The organism is Pseudomonas hydrolytica (genome assembly GCF_021495345.1).
In the GTDB taxonomy this organism is placed as follows: Bacteria; Pseudomonadota; Gammaproteobacteria; order Pseudomonadales; family Pseudomonadaceae; genus Aquipseudomonas; species Aquipseudomonas hydrolytica.
Genome location: NZ_CP099397.1, coordinates 1,899,686 through 1,914,570, shown reverse-complemented (window position 1 = coordinate 1,914,570; position 14,885 = coordinate 1,899,686). Strand labels below are relative to the sequence as shown.

Annotated in this window: 18 protein-coding genes; 10 read left to right on the top strand and 8 right to left on the bottom strand. The window is 65.6% G+C overall.

Annotation, left to right across the window (positions count from 1 at the left end; genetic code table 11):
* Positions 1-190: 190 nt before the first annotated feature.
* A complete protein-coding gene (mtnA, locus tag L1F06_RS08845) occupies positions 191-1,267 on the bottom strand; it encodes an S-methyl-5-thioribose-1-phosphate isomerase (protein ID WP_129483571.1) in 1,077 nt (358 codons plus the stop codon).
* Positions 1,268-1,426: 159 nt separating this feature from the next.
* Between mtnA and L1F06_RS08840 the strand changes: the two genes are divergently transcribed.
* The 5 genes from L1F06_RS08840 (at position 1,427) to L1F06_RS08820 (ending at position 6,215) form a co-directional block, all read left to right on the top strand.
* Positions 1,427-2,746 (top strand): TRZ/ATZ family hydrolase, encoded by a 1,320-nt coding sequence (locus L1F06_RS08840; RefSeq protein ID WP_129483572.1) that lies wholly within the window; start codon positions 1,427-1,429, stop codon positions 2,744-2,746.
* Positions 2,747-2,873: 127 nt separating this feature from the next.
* The gene (gene ubiG, locus L1F06_RS08835; RefSeq protein ID WP_041772856.1) at positions 2,874-3,572 is read left to right on the top strand and encodes a bifunctional 2-polyprenyl-6-hydroxyphenol methylase/3-demethylubiquinol 3-O-methyltransferase UbiG; all 699 of its coding nucleotides are present in this window, start codon (positions 2,874-2,876) and stop codon (positions 3,570-3,572) included.
* The gene (gene mupP, locus L1F06_RS08830; protein WP_129483573.1) at positions 3,572-4,243 is read left to right on the top strand and encodes an N-acetylmuramic acid 6-phosphate phosphatase MupP; all 672 of its coding nucleotides are present in this window, start codon (positions 3,572-3,574) and stop codon (positions 4,241-4,243) included. Before ubiG ends, mupP begins: the two co-directional genes overlap by 1 nt.
* A gap of 65 nt (positions 4,244-4,308) precedes the next feature.
* Positions 4,309-5,049, top strand: coding sequence for a YciK family oxidoreductase (locus L1F06_RS08825; protein WP_003243533.1), 741 nt, complete (start codon positions 4,309-4,311; stop codon positions 5,047-5,049).
* 239 nt (positions 5,050-5,288) lie between these two features.
* Positions 5,289-6,215 (top strand): GGDEF domain-containing protein, encoded by a 927-nt coding sequence (locus L1F06_RS08820; RefSeq protein ID WP_129483574.1) that lies wholly within the window; start codon positions 5,289-5,291, stop codon positions 6,213-6,215.
* A 57-nt stretch (positions 6,216-6,272) separates the two neighbouring features.
* On the opposite strand, the gene rluB is transcribed toward L1F06_RS08820, so the two are convergent.
* The 5 genes from rluB to L1F06_RS08795 form a co-directional block, all read right to left on the bottom strand.
* On the bottom strand, positions 6,273-7,430 hold the full coding sequence (gene rluB, locus L1F06_RS08815) for a 23S rRNA pseudouridine(2605) synthase RluB (protein ID WP_129483575.1): 1,158 nt from the start codon (positions 7,428-7,430) through the stop codon (positions 6,273-6,275).
* A 180-nt stretch (positions 7,431-7,610) separates the two neighbouring features.
* Positions 7,611-7,793 carry a DUF1289 domain-containing protein gene (locus L1F06_RS08810; protein WP_003243528.1) on the bottom strand — a complete coding sequence of 61 codons (183 nt, stop codon included), beginning with the start codon at positions 7,791-7,793 and terminating at the stop codon, positions 7,611-7,613.
* 96 nt (positions 7,794-7,889) lie between these two features.
* Entirely contained in the window at positions 7,890-8,684 is a 795-nt protein-coding gene (gene scpB, locus L1F06_RS08805) for an SMC-Scp complex subunit ScpB (protein WP_096826760.1), read from the bottom strand.
* A complete protein-coding gene (locus tag L1F06_RS08800) occupies positions 8,681-9,505 on the bottom strand; it encodes a segregation and condensation protein A (RefSeq protein WP_003243524.1) in 825 nt (274 codons plus the stop codon). The genes scpB and L1F06_RS08800 overlap by 4 nt, the downstream gene beginning before the upstream one ends.
* A 13-nt stretch (positions 9,506-9,518) precedes the next feature.
* A complete protein-coding gene (locus L1F06_RS08795; protein ID WP_041772853.1) occupies positions 9,519-10,694 on the bottom strand; it encodes a tryptophan--tRNA ligase in 1,176 nt (391 codons plus the stop codon).
* A 208-nt stretch (positions 10,695-10,902) separates the two neighbouring features.
* On the opposite strand from L1F06_RS08795, the gene L1F06_RS08790 reads away from it, so the two are divergent.
* Positions 10,903-11,256: a PA2779 family protein gene (locus tag L1F06_RS08790; RefSeq protein WP_003243520.1), complete on the top strand. Its 354-nt coding sequence runs from the start codon at positions 10,903-10,905 to the stop codon at positions 11,254-11,256.
* A gap of 47 nt (positions 11,257-11,303) precedes the next feature.
* Here the strand turns inward: L1F06_RS08790 and L1F06_RS08785 are convergent, their stop codons facing one another.
* Together L1F06_RS08785 and L1F06_RS08780 are read right to left on the bottom strand one after the other, a co-directional pair.
* Positions 11,304-11,930 (bottom strand): L-threonylcarbamoyladenylate synthase, encoded by a 627-nt coding sequence (locus tag L1F06_RS08785; protein WP_003243518.1) that lies wholly within the window; start codon positions 11,928-11,930, stop codon positions 11,304-11,306.
* A 13-nt stretch (positions 11,931-11,943) separates the two neighbouring features.
* Positions 11,944-12,810 carry a PHP domain-containing protein gene (locus L1F06_RS08780; RefSeq protein ID WP_003243516.1) on the bottom strand — a complete coding sequence of 289 codons (867 nt, stop codon included), beginning with the start codon at positions 12,808-12,810 and terminating at the stop codon, positions 11,944-11,946.
* A gap of 117 nt (positions 12,811-12,927) precedes the next feature.
* Between L1F06_RS08780 and L1F06_RS08775 the strand changes: the two genes are divergently transcribed.
* The 4 genes from L1F06_RS08775 (at position 12,928) to L1F06_RS08760 (ending at position 14,872) form a co-directional block, all read left to right on the top strand.
* Complete coding sequence (locus L1F06_RS08775) at positions 12,928-13,227, top strand: YciI family protein (protein ID WP_129483576.1); 300 nt, start codon at positions 12,928-12,930, stop codon at positions 13,225-13,227.
* Between the two features lie 38 nt (positions 13,228-13,265).
* Positions 13,266-13,637, top strand: a complete 372-nt coding sequence (locus L1F06_RS08770) for an SH3 domain-containing protein (RefSeq protein ID WP_129483577.1) — start codon at positions 13,266-13,268, stop codon at positions 13,635-13,637.
* Positions 13,638-13,640: 3 nt separating this feature from the next.
* Positions 13,641-14,318, top strand: a complete 678-nt coding sequence (locus L1F06_RS08765) for a response regulator transcription factor (RefSeq protein WP_012018313.1) — start codon at positions 13,641-13,643, stop codon at positions 14,316-14,318.
* A gap of 140 nt (positions 14,319-14,458) precedes the next feature.
* On the top strand, positions 14,459-14,872 hold the full coding sequence (locus tag L1F06_RS08760) for a Spy/CpxP family protein refolding chaperone (RefSeq protein ID WP_012018312.1): 414 nt from the start codon (positions 14,459-14,461) through the stop codon (positions 14,870-14,872).
* The last annotated feature ends 13 nt before the right edge of the window (positions 14,873-14,885 follow it).

The following is a 14,885-nucleotide window of genomic DNA, read 5'->3' as shown; positions in this document are numbered from 1 at the left end:
GTCATTCTTCCTGGAACGCCATGGAGCACGTCGCGATAGCTTCAAGCCATCAACGACTCACGACAAATCAACGAGTTATGTCACGATTCGATGCAGTGACGGAGGCTGCAGCCAGCCCCCTTGAGAACTGCCGGAGATTACCACAAAGCGTGCCGCGCACCTACCCCGCAACAGGGTGCGCCTCGCGAACTCAGTGCAGTCGCTTGCGGCACATCAGTTGCGCCAGCTTGGCGCTGTCCGGACGCTCGATCACACCCTTCTCGGTCACGATGTAGTCGACCAGATCCGCCGGCGTCACATCGAAGACCGGGTTGACCGCAGGCACATCGGCTGCCACCGGCTGCCCCGCCACTTCCAGCAGCTCGCTGCCACTGCGCTCCTCCAGCAGGATGTCGTCGCCACTTTCCAGACTCATGTCGATGGTCGAGCTGGGCGCCACCACCATGAAGCGCACGCCGTGGTGCATGGCGTTGACCGCCAGCTGGTAGGTGCCGATCTTGTTGGCGACATCACCGTTTGCCGTGATCCGATCGGCGCCGACTATTACCCAGGTGATGCCCTTGGTCTTCATCAGGTGCGCCGCAGCCGCATCGACATTCAGACTGACCGGCACGCCATCGCCGGCCAGCTCCCAGGCGGTCAGCCGCGCCCCCTGCAGCCAGGGCCGGGTTTCATCGACATAGACATGCTCGAGCAAGCCTTCCAGATGCGCGGCACGAATCACCCCCAGCGCCGTACCGAAGCCACCGGTAGCCAGCGCTCCGGCATTGCAATGGGTCAGCACCACCTGCGGATTGCCCTGATGCTTGCGAATCAGCTCCATGCCCAGCTGCGCCATGGTCAGATTGGCCTCGCGGTCACTGGCGTGAATGCCGACCGCCTCGGCCTCCAGCTGCCCCAGCACCTCGCCATCGTCCTTGAGCCGTGCCAGACGCTCGCGCATGCGCTGCAGCGCCCAGAACAGATTCACCGCCGTAGGCCGCGACTGCTCGAGACGGGCAAAATCCGTCTCCAGCGCCTCACGCCAGTCCCCACCGGCCTGCAGCCGGGCGCGAGCCCCCAGCACCAGGCCATAGGCGGCGGCGATACCAATGGCCGGTGCGCCGCGCACCACCATGTCGCGAATCGCATCGGCCACTTCTGCAGCATGGTCGAAGCGCAACCAGGTCTGCCGATGCGGCAGCAGGCGCTGATCGAGCAGATACAGCGCGCCGTCGCGCCACTCGATTGCCTGAACCCTCTCCACCGCCAGCAATTGCTCGCGCATCGCGCACTCCATCCTTAACCGCCAAAAAATCGCGGATTATACGCAGACCGGCAGGCGCCAGCCGAACAATCCGGCACGTCCTCACGACTTCAAGCTACGCGCGTTCATCTATACACTGGCCACCTTCCCTGCACCGATCAAGCCAGACGGACAATCCTCATGCCCGAAGCCCCTCTCGACCTGTTGCTGCTGCCCACCTGGCTGGTGCCCGTGGAGCCAGCCGGGGTCGTGCTGCGCGATCACGGCCTGGGCATTCGCGATGGGCGTATCGCCCTGATCGCCCCACGCGCCGAGGCGCTGCGCCATCCGGCAACGCAGGTGCGAGAGCTGCCGCAATGCCTGATCGCCCCCGGACTGATCAACGCCCACGGCCACGCCGCCATGACCCTGCTGCGCGGCATTGCCGACGACCTGCCGCTGATGACCTGGCTGCACGACCACATCTGGCCCGCCGAGGGCAAGTGGGTCGACGAGGATTTCGTCCGCGACGGCACCGATCTGGCCATCGCCGAGCAGATCAAGGGCGGCATCAGCTGCTTCTCGGACATGTATTTCTACCCGCAGACCGCCGCCGAGTGCGTGCACAATGCCGGTGTGCGCGCACAGATCACCGTCCCGGTACTGGACTTCCCGGTGCCCGGCGCCCTGAACGCTGCCGAGGCGCTGCGCAAGGGCCTGCAACTGTTCGATGACCTCAAGCAGCACCCGCGCATCCGCATCGCCTTTGGCCCCCACGCACCCTACACGGTCAGCGACGACAAGCTGGAACAGATCCGCGTGCTGGCTGACGAGCTGGATGCCGGCATTCATATGCACGTGCACGAAACCGCCCAGGAAGTCGCCGAGGCCGTCAGCAAGCACGGCGAGCGCCCGCTGGCGCGCCTGGCTCGCCTCGGCCTGCTCGGCCCGCGCTTCCAGGCGATACACATGACGCAGATCGATGACGAGGATCTGGCGCTGCTGGTGGAGCACAACTGCAGCGTCGTGCACTGCCCCGAATCCAACCTGAAACTGGCCAGCGGCTTCTGCCCGGTCGAACGCCTGTGGCAGGCCGGCGTCAATGTCGCCATCGGCACCGACGGGGCGGCGAGCAACAATGATCTCGATCTGCTCGGCGAAACCCGCACCGCCGCCTTGCTGGCCAAGGCCGTCGCCGGGTCGGCCACCGCCCTCAATGCCCACAGCGCCTTGCGCATGGCCACCCTCAATGGCGCCCGCGCACTGGGCCTTGAAACCCAGACCGGCTCCCTGGAGCCGGGCAAACTGGCCGACGTGGTCGCCTTCGATCTTTCCGGCCTGGCCCAGCAGCCGATCTACGACCCGATCTCGCAGCTCATCTACGCCAGCGGCCGAGATTGCGTGAAGCATGTGTGGGTCGGCGGCAAGCAGCTGCTGGACGACGGGCGCCTGACGCGCATGGACGAAGGCGAGCTAATCGCCAAGGCCCGCGCCTGGGGCGAGAAAATCGCCAGAAAATGACCGCGGCACGACGGCACCACCACTGCGACAAACTGACATACATTGAACGACCCCGAGCCGTCCCATGCCGGCGCCGAAACTGGCAACATGGCGGCAATACGCTTTCCCTGCTTTGAAAGAGATGCTTATGAGCAACGTCGACCGCGCCGAAATCGCCAAATTCGAGGCCCTGGCACACCGCTGGTGGGACCGCGAGAGCGAGTTCAAACCCCTGCACGACATCAATCCGCTGCGGGTCAACTGGATCGACGAGCGCGTCGGCCTGGCCGGCAAGCGCGTGCTCGACGTCGGTTGTGGCGGCGGCATCCTCAGCGAGGCCATGGCCCAGCGCGGCGCCACGGTGACGGGCATCGACATGGGTGAAGCGCCACTGTCGGTGGCGCAGCTGCATCAGCTGGAGTCCGGAGTCGAGGTCGAGTACCGGCAGATCACCGCCGAAGCCCTGGCCGAGGAGATGCCCGGCCAGTTCGACGTGGTCACCTGCCTGGAGATGCTCGAGCACGTGCCCGATCCGTCCTCGGTGATCCGCGCCTGCCACAGGTTGGTCAAGCCGGGCGGCCAGGTGTTCTTCTCCACCATCAACCGCAACCCGAAGTCCTACCTGTTCGCAGTGATCGGCGCCGAGTACATCCTGCGCCTGCTGCCGCGCGGCACCCACGACTTCAAGAAATTCATCCGCCCGTCCGAGCTGGGCGCCTGGAGCCGCGCAGCCGGGCTGGAGGTCAAGGACATCATCGGCCTGACCTATAACCCACTGACCAAGCATTACAAGCTGGAAGCCGATGTCGACGTCAACTACATGATCCAGACGCTGAGGAAAGCCTGATGCGTTTGCGCGCAGTACTGTTCGACATGGACGGCACCCTGCTCGACTCGGCGCCGGACTTCATTGCCGTCACTCAGGCCATGCGGAGCGCGCGGGGCCTACCGCCGCTGGCGGACAAGGCCATTCGCGACCAGGTGTCGGGAGGCGCGCGCGCCATGGTTGCCTGCGCCTTCGCTGAAGACCCGGATTCGGCCGCCTTCGAGACCCTGCGCCAGGAGTTCCTCGAACGTTATCAGGAGCATTGCGCGGTACTGACTCGCCCCTTCGACGGCATCGAAGCGCTGCTCGTCGACATCGAACAGGCGCGTCTGCCGTGGGGCGTGGCCACCAACAAGCCGCTGCGCTACGCCGAGCCGATCATGCATCGCCTGAATCTCGCCGAGCGCTCGGCGGTGCTGGTGTGCCCGGATCACGTGGCGCTGAGCAAGCCCGCACCGGACATGCTGCTGCTGGCCTGCGAGAAGATCGGCGTACAGCCGCAAGAGGTGCTGTTCATCGGTGACGACGAGCGCGACATCGAATCCGGACGCGCCGCCGGCTGCAGAACCGCAGCGGTCACCTACGGTTATATCCACCCCGAAGACAACCCGCGCAACTGGGGCGCCGACGTGGTCGTGGATCACCCGCTGGAGCTGCGCGCCGTTCTCGATCGGGCGCTCTGCAGCTGCTAAGCCACCTCTCCTCTGTTTTGGCGGGCATGCCCCGCCCCATTTCAGCATCGCGAAGGACCCTGAACATGTTCGACTACACCGCCCGTCCCGACCTGCTCAAGGATCGGGTGATCCTGATCACCGGCGCCGGCCGCGGCATCGGTGCGGCTGCGGCCAAGAGCTTCGCCGCCCACGGCGCCACCGTTTTGCTGCTGGGCAAGACCGAAGCCAACCTGAGCCAGGTCTACGACGAGATCGAGGCCGCCGGTCATCCGCAGCCGGTGGTGATCCCCTTCAACCTGGAAACCGCTCTGCCGCACCAGTACGACGAGCTGGCGGTGATGATCGAGAACGAATTCGGCCGCCTCGACGGCCTGCTGCACAACGCCTCGATCCTCGGCCCGCGCACGCCGCTGGAACAACTCTCCGGCGACAACTTCATGCGCGTGATGCACGTCAACGTCAACGCCATGTTCATGCTCAGCAGCACCCTGCTGCCGCTGCTCAAGCTGTCGCAGGACGCCTCGGTGGTATTCACCTCCAGCAGCGTCGGGCGCAAGGGCCGGGCCTATTGGGGCGCCTACGCAGTATCCAAGTTCGCCACCGAAGGCCTGATGCAGGTGATGGCGGACGAGCTGGACGGCATCAGTAACGTGCGCGCCAACAGCGTCAACCCGGGCGCTACCCGCACCGCCATGCGCGCCCAGGCCTACCCGGGCGAGAACCCGGCCACCCGTCCAGCGCCGGAAGAGATCATGCCCGTCTACCTCTATCTGATGGGGCCGGACAGCAGCGGCGTCAACGGCCAGGCTTTCGACGCTCAGTGACGAGCCGATGCCCCAGCGCCTGGCGCTGGGGTGGCTCGCGACAGAAAGTTGCCGCCGACAAACGTGAACGGCATCACATTGCCACCTGGCACGCCAGACAACCGGCAAACGGCAAGGGATGGCCGCCTGCCACTACCACTAAGTGACTGACTTCACAGGATTTTCAGCTCATTTGAACCACCTGGCACGCTTTTCGCTCTAACCCTCTTGTCGCACCATCGCGCCAGAGGTTCAGCTCCATGGTCCCCCCCAACCAGTCCAACACCATCGATTTCGACGCCGCCAAGCTGCAGCGCCTCGGCTTCACCGGCAACCGCAATCTGCCACTCAAGCCCGTCAGCCTGGTCATGTTGCGTCAGCAGCTGAGCCTGCAGCTGCAGACCAGCCTGGATGTCGAACGCATCCTCAGCCTGTTCTTTCGCGAGGTGCAGCGGCTGGTCCCCCTCGATGCCCTGGCCTTTCAGCATCCCTCGCATGACCTGCGCCTGGAGCTGGGCGAGCGCGCCCCGCACTCGGCCGGCTACCGCCTGAGTCATGAAGGTGAGTACCTGGGTGAACTGATCTTCCGGCGCAAGCAGCGCTTTTCCGACGACGAGCTGGCGCAGCTGGAATCGCTGCTGGCCTGCCTGCTGTTCCCCCTGCGCAACGCGCTGCTGTACCGCACCGCGCTGAAGAGTGCGCTGCGCGACCCGCTGACCGACACCGGCAACCGCATCGCCATGGACCAGGTGCTGCAACGCGAGGTGGATCTGGCCCGCCGCAATCTGCAGCCGCTGTCGCTGCTGATGCTCGACATCGATCATTTCAAGGTCATCAACGACAGCCACGGCCACGCGCTGGGCGACGAGGTACTGAAGGCCGTCGCGCAAACGCTGAAAAACCAGCTGCGCAACATCGATATGGTGTTCCGCTACGGCGGCGAGGAGTTTCTGGTGATTCTCTCCGGCACCAATCGCGAAGGGGCAGCCCTGGTGGGCGAACGCCTGCGCTTTGCCGTGCTCGAGCTGCAGTGTCTGGATGCCGGCCGGCCGATCGAGGTTTCCATCAGCCTGGGCTGCGCCAGCCTGTTGCCGGGCGAATCCGGTGAAAGCCTGCTGCGCCGCGCCGACAGCGCCCTGTATGTGGCCAAGCGCGAAGGACGCAACCGCCTGACCATGGCCGGTTGAAACGACGCAGCAGTAACGAAAAAGGGCCCTGCGAGGGCCCTTTTTCATGAACGACTGTCAGCGCTTGCGACCGAAGCCCGGACGCTGGCCGTCGCCAGCCGGCGGACGCTTGCCCGGTGTTGCCGGACGCGGCTTGCGCGCCGGGCGGTCGGCCAGCTCCACCGCCGGGCGCGGCTGACGCTTCTTCACGTCGCCCGGACGCTCGGCCACCGGCGTACCGCGACCGCTTTCGCGACGCTCGCCGCCTTCCTTGCGCGGGCCGCGTGGGGCGCGCTGCTCGCCATCGTCACGGCGCGGCGCACGGCTCGGGCGAGCGCCTTCGGCACCGGCTTCGTCCTTGGCCGGACGCAGCACGCGCTTGCCACGCACCTCCACCGGCTTGGCCGACTTGCGCTGCAGGCGGTCGAGCTTCTCGCGCGTTTTCTCCTTCATCGCCGGCAGCGCCTGCGGCGCCAGTCCCACCTCGGCGCTGAGGATGTCCACTTCGCGCTGATCCATTTCACGCCAGCGGCCCATGGTCAGGTCGGACGTCAGGAATACCGGACCGAAGCGCACGCGCTTCAGACGGCTGACCACCAGCCCCTGGGATTCCCACAGACGGCGCACCTCGCGGTTGCGGCCTTCCATCACCACGCAGTGATACCAGTGGTTGAAGCCCTCGCCACCCGGCGCTTCCTTGATGTCGGTGAACTTGGCCGGACCGTCTTCGAGCATCACGCCTTTCTTGAGGTTCTCCAGCATCTCCTCGGTCACCTCGCCGCGCACACGCACCGCGTACTCGCGGTCCATCTGGTAGGAGGGGTGCATCAGGCGGTTGGCCAGTTCACCGTCAGTGGTGAACAGCAGCAGCCCGGTGGTGTTGATGTCGAGGCGACCGATATTGATCCAGCGACCTTCCTTGGGGCGTGGCAGACGGTCGAACACGGTAGGACGGCCTTCCGGGTCGTCACGGGTGCAGATCTCGCCATCGGGCTTGTTGTAGATCAGAACGCGACGCACCGAGCCGGTGATCTCTTCGCGCTTGAGCAGGCGACCATCGAGGGCGATGGCGTCGTTGGCATCGACACGCTGGCCCAGGGTGGCAGCGGCGCCATTGACCTTGACCCGGCCTTCGCCGATCCAGGTTTCGATTTCGCGACGGGACGCGAGGCCCATGCGGGCCAGGACTTTCTGCAGTTTCTCGCCTGCAGGGCGCGGTTGTTCGTGCTCTGTCATCTCGGGCACCTCCCGGTGTAGTGATGGATGATCGAAGGGCGCGCATCATACGCGTAGTGGAGCCCATAGGGTAGACGATGGCGCAGCATTCGCCCGGATAAACACCCTGCACTGACTGGCAGCGGCCCAGACTCGGACGACGCTTTGGCCTATGAGCCGGGCATTATGGAAGCTTTGCGGTCAGTGCTTGCGACGGCCAGTGGCCTCCAGCGCCAGCAGGCGCATATCGGCTTCGGCCAGCAGCATCAGGCGCTCGCTCTTGCTCAGACGCTTCCAGCCCTTGATTTCCTGGCGGCTGCGGCCGCAGCCCAAGCAGATGTCCCGTTCGAACTCACAGACCTTGATGCAGGGATTCTTGCTCATTGATCGCCTCGATCAGGATGGATCGGTTGCGCGCAAGAATAAGGGCTCGGTGAGCGAGAAGGAGATTGAAGGATTCGATGCCCTGCTTAAACGCCGTCAATGCAACGGTTCGTCACCTTGCATGTCGGCCAGGTCGGGCTCGGCAGGCGCACCCTCGTCCTCCTCCAGACGCAGGTCATCGAAGTCGGTCTTGAGCCCCTGCTCCATCGAGTCCAGCTCGGCCAGCAGGCTGCGGAAGCTGGTTTCCTCGCGCGGCTCGCCAGGCTCGCCCTCTTCCTGCAGTGCCAGATCGGCGCGCGCCTGCAGGCCCTGGGGCACCTCGGCATCGTCGTCCAGAGCCAGTTCCGGCTCCGGTTCCAGTTCGCGCAGGGCGGCGAGCGGCGGCAGCTCGTCCAGGCTTTTCAGGTTGAAATGATCGAGAAAGCCCTTGGTGGTGGCGAACATCGCCGGGCGACCGGGCACGTCGCGATAGCCCACCACGCGAATCCACTCGCGCTCGAGCAAGGTCTTGGTGATGTTGCTGTTGACCGCCACGCCCCGCACATCCTCGATCTCGCCGCGGGTGATGGGCTGGCGGTAGGCGATCAGCGCCAGGGTTTCCAGCAGCGCACGGGAATAGCGCTGGGGACGCTCCTCCCACAGGCGGCCGACCCAGGGCGCGAAACGCTCACGCACCTGCAGGCGATAGCCCGAAGCGACTTCCTTGAGCTCGAAGGCCCGGCCCTCGCAGGACTGACGCAGGATTTCCAGCGCAGCCTTGAACTGCTCCGGCTCGGGCCGCTCGCCCTCCTCGAAGAGTTCGAAAAGACGTTCCAGCGACTGCGCCTTGCCGGAAGCCAGCAGAAAGGCTTCGAGCAACTGGGCCAGTTCTTTGGGGTCGTTCAGGTTCATTCGGCACGGGCTCGTACATGGATGGCGGCGAAAGGCTCATTCTGCACCAGCTCGACCAGAGATTCCTTGATCAATTCGAGCACCGCCATGAAGGTGACCACCACACCGAGACGCCCTTCCTCCGCGGCGAACAGCTCGACGAACGGCACGAAGCCACCACCCTTGAGGCGCTCCAGCACTTCGCTCATGCGCTCGCGGGTGGACAGGGCTTCACGGGTGATCTGATGGCTCTCGAACATGTCGGCGCGACGCAGCACCTCGGCCATCGACAGCAGCAGCTCTTCCAGGCTGACGTCCGGCAGCAGCTTGCGCGCCCGCGCTTCGGGCGCGTCCAGCCTGGGCACCGTGACGTCGCGGCCAACCCGCGGCAGCTCGTCCAGGCCTTCGGCCGCGGCCTTGAAGCGTTCGTACTCCTGCAGACGGCGAATCAGCTCGGCGCGCGGGTCGTCCTCTTCCTCCTCCGATTCGGCCGAGCGCGGCAGCAACATGCGCGACTTGATCTCGGCGAGCATCGCGGCCATCACCAGATACTCGGCGGCCAGCTCCAGACGCACCGTGTGCATCAGTTCGACGTAGCCCATGTACTGGCGGGTGATTTCCGCCACCGGGATGTCGAGGATGTCGATGTTCTGCTTGCGGATGAGGTAGAGCAGCAGGTCCAGCGGGCCCTCGAAGGCTTCGAGAAACACTTCCAGCGCATCCGGCGGGATATACAGATCCAGCGGCAGCTCGGTGACCGCCTCGCCGTAGACCAGGGCGAACGGCAGCTCCTGCTGTGCACCGGCCTGGCTATCGGCAGCTGGCGTGACGGGCTCGGTCATCGGCTGGCGCTCCTCAACGGTAATTCAGGCCCATGGCCAGGCGCACCTCGGCCAGGGTATCGCGCGCCTCGTCACGGGCACGCTCGGCGCCCTCGGCGAGAATGCTGCGTACCAGGTCGGGGCTGTCTTCGTAGTCGATGGCGCGCAGCCGCAGCGGCGCCAGCTCGGTTTGCACGGCAGAACACAGCGCGCTCTTGCAGTCGAGGCAACCGATGGAGGCGCTTCGGCAGCCCTCCACCACCCAGTGCAAGCGCTCATCGGGCGAGTACAGCTGATGCAGCGACCAGACGGGGCAGCGCTGCGGCTCACCCGGGTCATCGCGATGCACGCGCGCCGGGTCGGTGGGCATGCGCCGCAGCTTCTCCTCGAGTTCGGCATCGCCGTCACGCAGGAAGATCGCATTGCCGCTGGACTTGGCCATCTTCTGCCCGTCCAGACCAGGCACCCGCGAGGGATCGGCGAGCAGAGGCTGAGGCTCGGCGAGGATCACCTTGGCGGATCCCTCGAGGTAGCCGAACAGACGCTCCTGATCGCCCAGGGTGATGTTGCTCTGCTCCTTGAGCAGCGCGCGGGCGGTTTCCAGGGCCTCGGCGTCACCCTGCTCCTGATAGGCCTTGCGCAGGCTGCTGTAGAGCCTGCCCGCCTTCTTGCCCAGCTTGCCGATGGCGGCCTCGGCCTTCAGCTCGAAGTCCGGCTCGCTGCCATACAGATGATTGAAGCGCCGCGCCACTTCGCGGGCGAACTCGATATGCGGCAACTGGTCGGCCCCCACCGGCACCAGCCCGGCGCGATAGAGCAGGATGTCCGCCGCCTGCAACAGCGGGTAGCCGAGAAAGCCGTAGGTGGCCAGGTCCTTGCCGTTCTGACGTTCCTGCTGCTCCTTGTAGGAGGGCACCCGCTCCAGCCAGCTCAGCGGGCAGATCATCGACAGCAGCAGGTGCAGCTCGGCATGCTCGGGCACCTGCGACTGCACGAACAGGGTCGCCGAACTGGGGCTGACGCCTGCGGCCAGCCAGTCCACCGCCATGTCCATGACGTGCTGCGACAGCTGGCCGACCTCGGCGTAGTCGGTGGTCAGCGCATGCCAGTCGACGATGCAGAAGAAGCAGTCGTATTCGTGCTGCAACTTGACCCAGCTCTTCAGCACGCCATGGTAATGCCCGAGATGCAGACGACCGCTGGGGCGCATTCCCGACAGCACCCGCCGCTCGGAGTCGATAAGGCTCAAACCGTTCCACCTGAAACAACAGACAAGACCGCGGAGTATAGGGCAGCCGGGGGCACAACGGAAAAGGTTGGCGGAACCCGCCAGTCGGCGGCGGAGTCAAATCATCGATGCCGGCGAACGCCCCGCGGGTCGTGATTCCGGCGGAACCACAACCCACCGGGAGCCCATCATGAACAAGAATTTCCTCTCCCTGATCAGCCATCTGCTGATGGTCTGCCTGTTCGTCGCCACCCTGCCCGCCCAGGCCAGCATGATCGGCACGCAGGACGTTCTCGCCGAACAGAGCCTCGCCGCCGACCGTGCCAAGATCGATGACTTCCTGGCCCGCGACAACGTGCAGCAAGCCCTGCAGAGCATGGACGTGGCGCCGGATCTGGCGCGCCAGCGCGTCGATGCCATGACGCCTGCGGAAATCGCCAGCCTGTCCCAGCGCATCGACAGCATGCCGGTCGCCGGCGCCCTGAGCGGCACCGACTTCGTCATCATCCTGCTGGTGGCGATTCTGGTCGTGCTGATCCTCTGAGCCGGCCAGGGGCCGCTGCGCAGCGCTGACGAGGTGCAGCGGCCGCCTTACAGATCGACGAATGGCGAAGGATCGCCACAGCCCACCCGCAGGATCTCCGGCGTGTCGTCGGCCAGGTTGACCACGGTGGACGCTTCCAGACCGCCGAAGCCGCCGTCGATGATCAGCTCGACCTGATGTTCGAGTATCTGGCGCATCTCGTAGGGGTCGGACATCGGCAGCTCGTCACCCGGCAGAATCAGGCTGACGCTCATCAGCGGCTCGCCGAGCTGCTCGAGCAATGCCAGGGCGATCGGGTGGCTGGGCACGCGCAGGCCGATGGTGCGGCGCTTGGGATGCAGCAGCATGCGCGGCACTTCACGGGTGGCATTGAGGATGAAGGTGTAGGGGCCCGGCGTGTGGTTCTTCAGCAGACGGAAGGCGGCGGTGTCCACCTTGGCGAACAGGCCGATCTGCGACAGGTCGCGGCAGACCAGGGTGAAGTTGTGCTTGTCGTCGAGCTGACGCAGGCGACGAATGCGCTCGACCGCATTCTTGTCGCCGATGGCGCAACCCAGGGCGTAGGAGGAATCGGTCGGATAGACCACCACCCCACCACTGCGAATGATTTCCACGGCCTGTTTTATCAGGCGCGCCTGGGGGTTCTCCGGGTGGACCTGGAAGAATTGGCTCACACTTGCATCCTGCTCATGAAGGGACAGTGGGTGGCTGTGCATGTTCGAAGCGCTCCCAGAGCGCCGTCAGGTCATCAGGCAACGGGCGGTACATGCCCAGTTCGGACCAGTCGCCTGGCGCGTGAAAGTCGCTGCCGACGCTGGCCATCAAGCCGAATTCACGCGCCAGAATCGCCAGACCGCCGACCTGCTCGGCCGGTTGCATGCCATTGACCACTTCCAGGGCATGCCCGCCTGCCGCGGCGAAGTCGGCCACCAAGCGCCGACGCTTACTGCGAGTAAAGTCGTACTGCCAGGGATGCGCCAGGCTGATCCAGGCCTTGGCCGCACGCAAGGTGGCCAGCGTGTCCTCCAGCACCGGCCAGTGCTGTTTGACGTCGCCCAGCTTGCCCGAGCCCAACCACTTGCGAAACGCCTCGGCGCGATCGCGTACATGCCCGGCCCGCACCAGAAATTCGGCGAAATGCGGCCGCGCCGGTGCGTTGCCGCTGTCGCCAAGCTCCTGCTGCACAGCCCGTGCGCCGTCCAGGGCGCCGGGCATGCCCTTGGCAGCCAGGCGTCGATCGATTTCCTGCGCGCGCTGCCAGCGCCCCTGGTGCAAGGCCTCGATGGCCTGGCGCAGCGCCGGCGCTTCGCGCTCGAAGGCATACCCCAGCACATGAATGGTGGCTCCGCCCCAGGTGCAGGACAGCTCGATGCCGTTGACTAGTTGCATGTCCAGAGCCGCCGCAGTGCGCTGCGCCTCGTCGAGCCCTTCCAGGGTGTCGTGATCGGTCAGAGCCAGCACTCGCACGCCACGCGCATGGGCCCGCTCCACCAGTACAGACGGGGCCAGGGCGCCATCGGAGGCGGTGCTGTGGCAGTGCAGATCGACAATCATGGCGGCGCTTTCGTTGAGATTGATGTTTGTTATTATGCCCCACATCCGCCCTCTGGCTGCCGCCGTACGGCATAAAAGCCCCGCCTCACCTCAAATCGACCCAATATAAGGACTGAGATGCTCTACGCCATCATCGCCACCGACGTCGAAAACTCCCTGGACCATCGCCTGGCTGCCCGCCCCGCCCACCTGGCCCGCCTCGAGCAGCTCAAGCAGGAAGGACGCCTGGTTCTGGCCGGCCCGCACCCGGCCATCGACAGCAACGACCCGGGCCCGGCGGGCTTCAGCGGCAGCCTGATCGTCGCCGAGTTCGACTCGCTGGAAGCCGCGCAGGGCTGGGCCGACGCCGACCCCTACCGCGCCGCCGGTGTCTACGCCAACGTGGTGGTCAAACCGTTCAAGAAAGTGCTGCCCTGATCTTCCTCTTAGCCGCTCTCGCCCATTAAGGAATCGCGATGCGCTCGATCACGCTGTCATTGCTGGCCACCCTGCTGCTGACCTGCGCCCTGGCCCAGGCCGAGGAAGAAACCACCCCGCCCGCCGCAGCCCCCTCGACAGAGGCGCAAGCGCTGCAGGAGCGTCTGGTGCAGAGCGAACAGTTACGCAACGAGGAAGCCGCAGGCAACGCTGCGCAACTGCAGCGCCTGCGTCAGGAAAACCAGCGCCTGCGCCTGCAGCTCAAGGAGAGCCAGGCGCAGACGCAGCCCGCACTGCTCAGCGAGGAGCAAACCTGGTTCGCCCTCGGCGCCGGGCTCAGCCTGATCTCCGTACTGCTGGGCGCCCTGCTGCGCGGCAGCCGCAAAACCCGCCGCGAGTGGATCAACTGAGCCATGAGCCGGCTGCTGCTGATCGACGACGATCAGGAACTGTGCGAACTGCTGAGCAGCTGGCTGACTCAGGAGGGTTTTCAGGTCACCGCCTGTCACGAGGCCGGCAACGCCCGCCGGGCGCTGGCCCTACAGGCCCCCGACGCGGTGGTGCTGGATGTGATGCTGCCAGACGGCAGCGGGCTGGAACTGCTCAAGCAACTGCGCAGCGAACATCCCGAGCTGCCGGTGCTGATGCTCTCGGCCCGCGGCGAGCCGCTGGACCGCATTCTGGGTCTGGAGCTGGGCGCCGATGACTACCTGGCCAAGCCCTGCGACCCACGCGAGCTGACCGCGCGCCTGCGCGCCGTGCTGCGGCGCACGGCTCCGGCGCCGACCAGCAGCCAGCTGGAACAGGGCGACCTGAGCTTCAGCCCCAACCGCGGCGTGGTCAGCATTGGCGAACATGACGTGCCGCTGACCCTTTCCGAGAGCCGCCTGCTCGAGGCGCTGCTGCGCCAGCCTGGCGAGCCCGTGGACAAACAGGAACTGGCTCAGCTGGCCCTGGGGCGCAAGCTGACCCTGTACGACCGCAGCCTGGACATGCACGTCAGCAACCTGCGCAAGAAGCTCGGCCCGCACCCGGACGGCCGCCCGCGCATCCTCGCCCTGCGCAGCCGCGGCTATTACTACGCCCCGTGATCGCCCGCTGCCGCAGTTGCGTAAACGGCGCGCAACATTGCCTTTACCCAAGCTTTACCCACGCCTGACCGCCCTTGACCTTGACCGCCGCATACTGAGCCCATCCGGTCGTTACCGGTTTCGAGACAAGGAGAATCACCATGCGCAAGACCCTCACCGCCCTGCTGCTCGCCGCCACCCTGCCGACCCTGGCCTTCGCCATGCCGATGAAAGACGGCGGCCCGCGCCATCATGATCGCGACCACGGCATGTTCAAGGAGCTCAACCTGAGCAAGGAGCAGCGTCAGGAATTTCGCAAGCTGATGGGCGAGCAGATGAAGACCCATCGTGAAATCACCAAGCGCTACCTGGACAAGCTGCCGGAAGCCGAGAAACAGGCCATGAAGCAGGAGCTGGACAAGGCACGCGCCGACCAGCACAAGGCGCTGCGTGATCTGCTCAACCCCGAGCAGCAGAAGGCCTTCGACGAGCACCAGAAGAAGATGGAGGCTCGCCGTGCCGAAATGGCCGAGTTCAAGGCCTGGAAAGCCGAGAAGGACCAGAAGACCAACTGAGTCTTCCCCGACC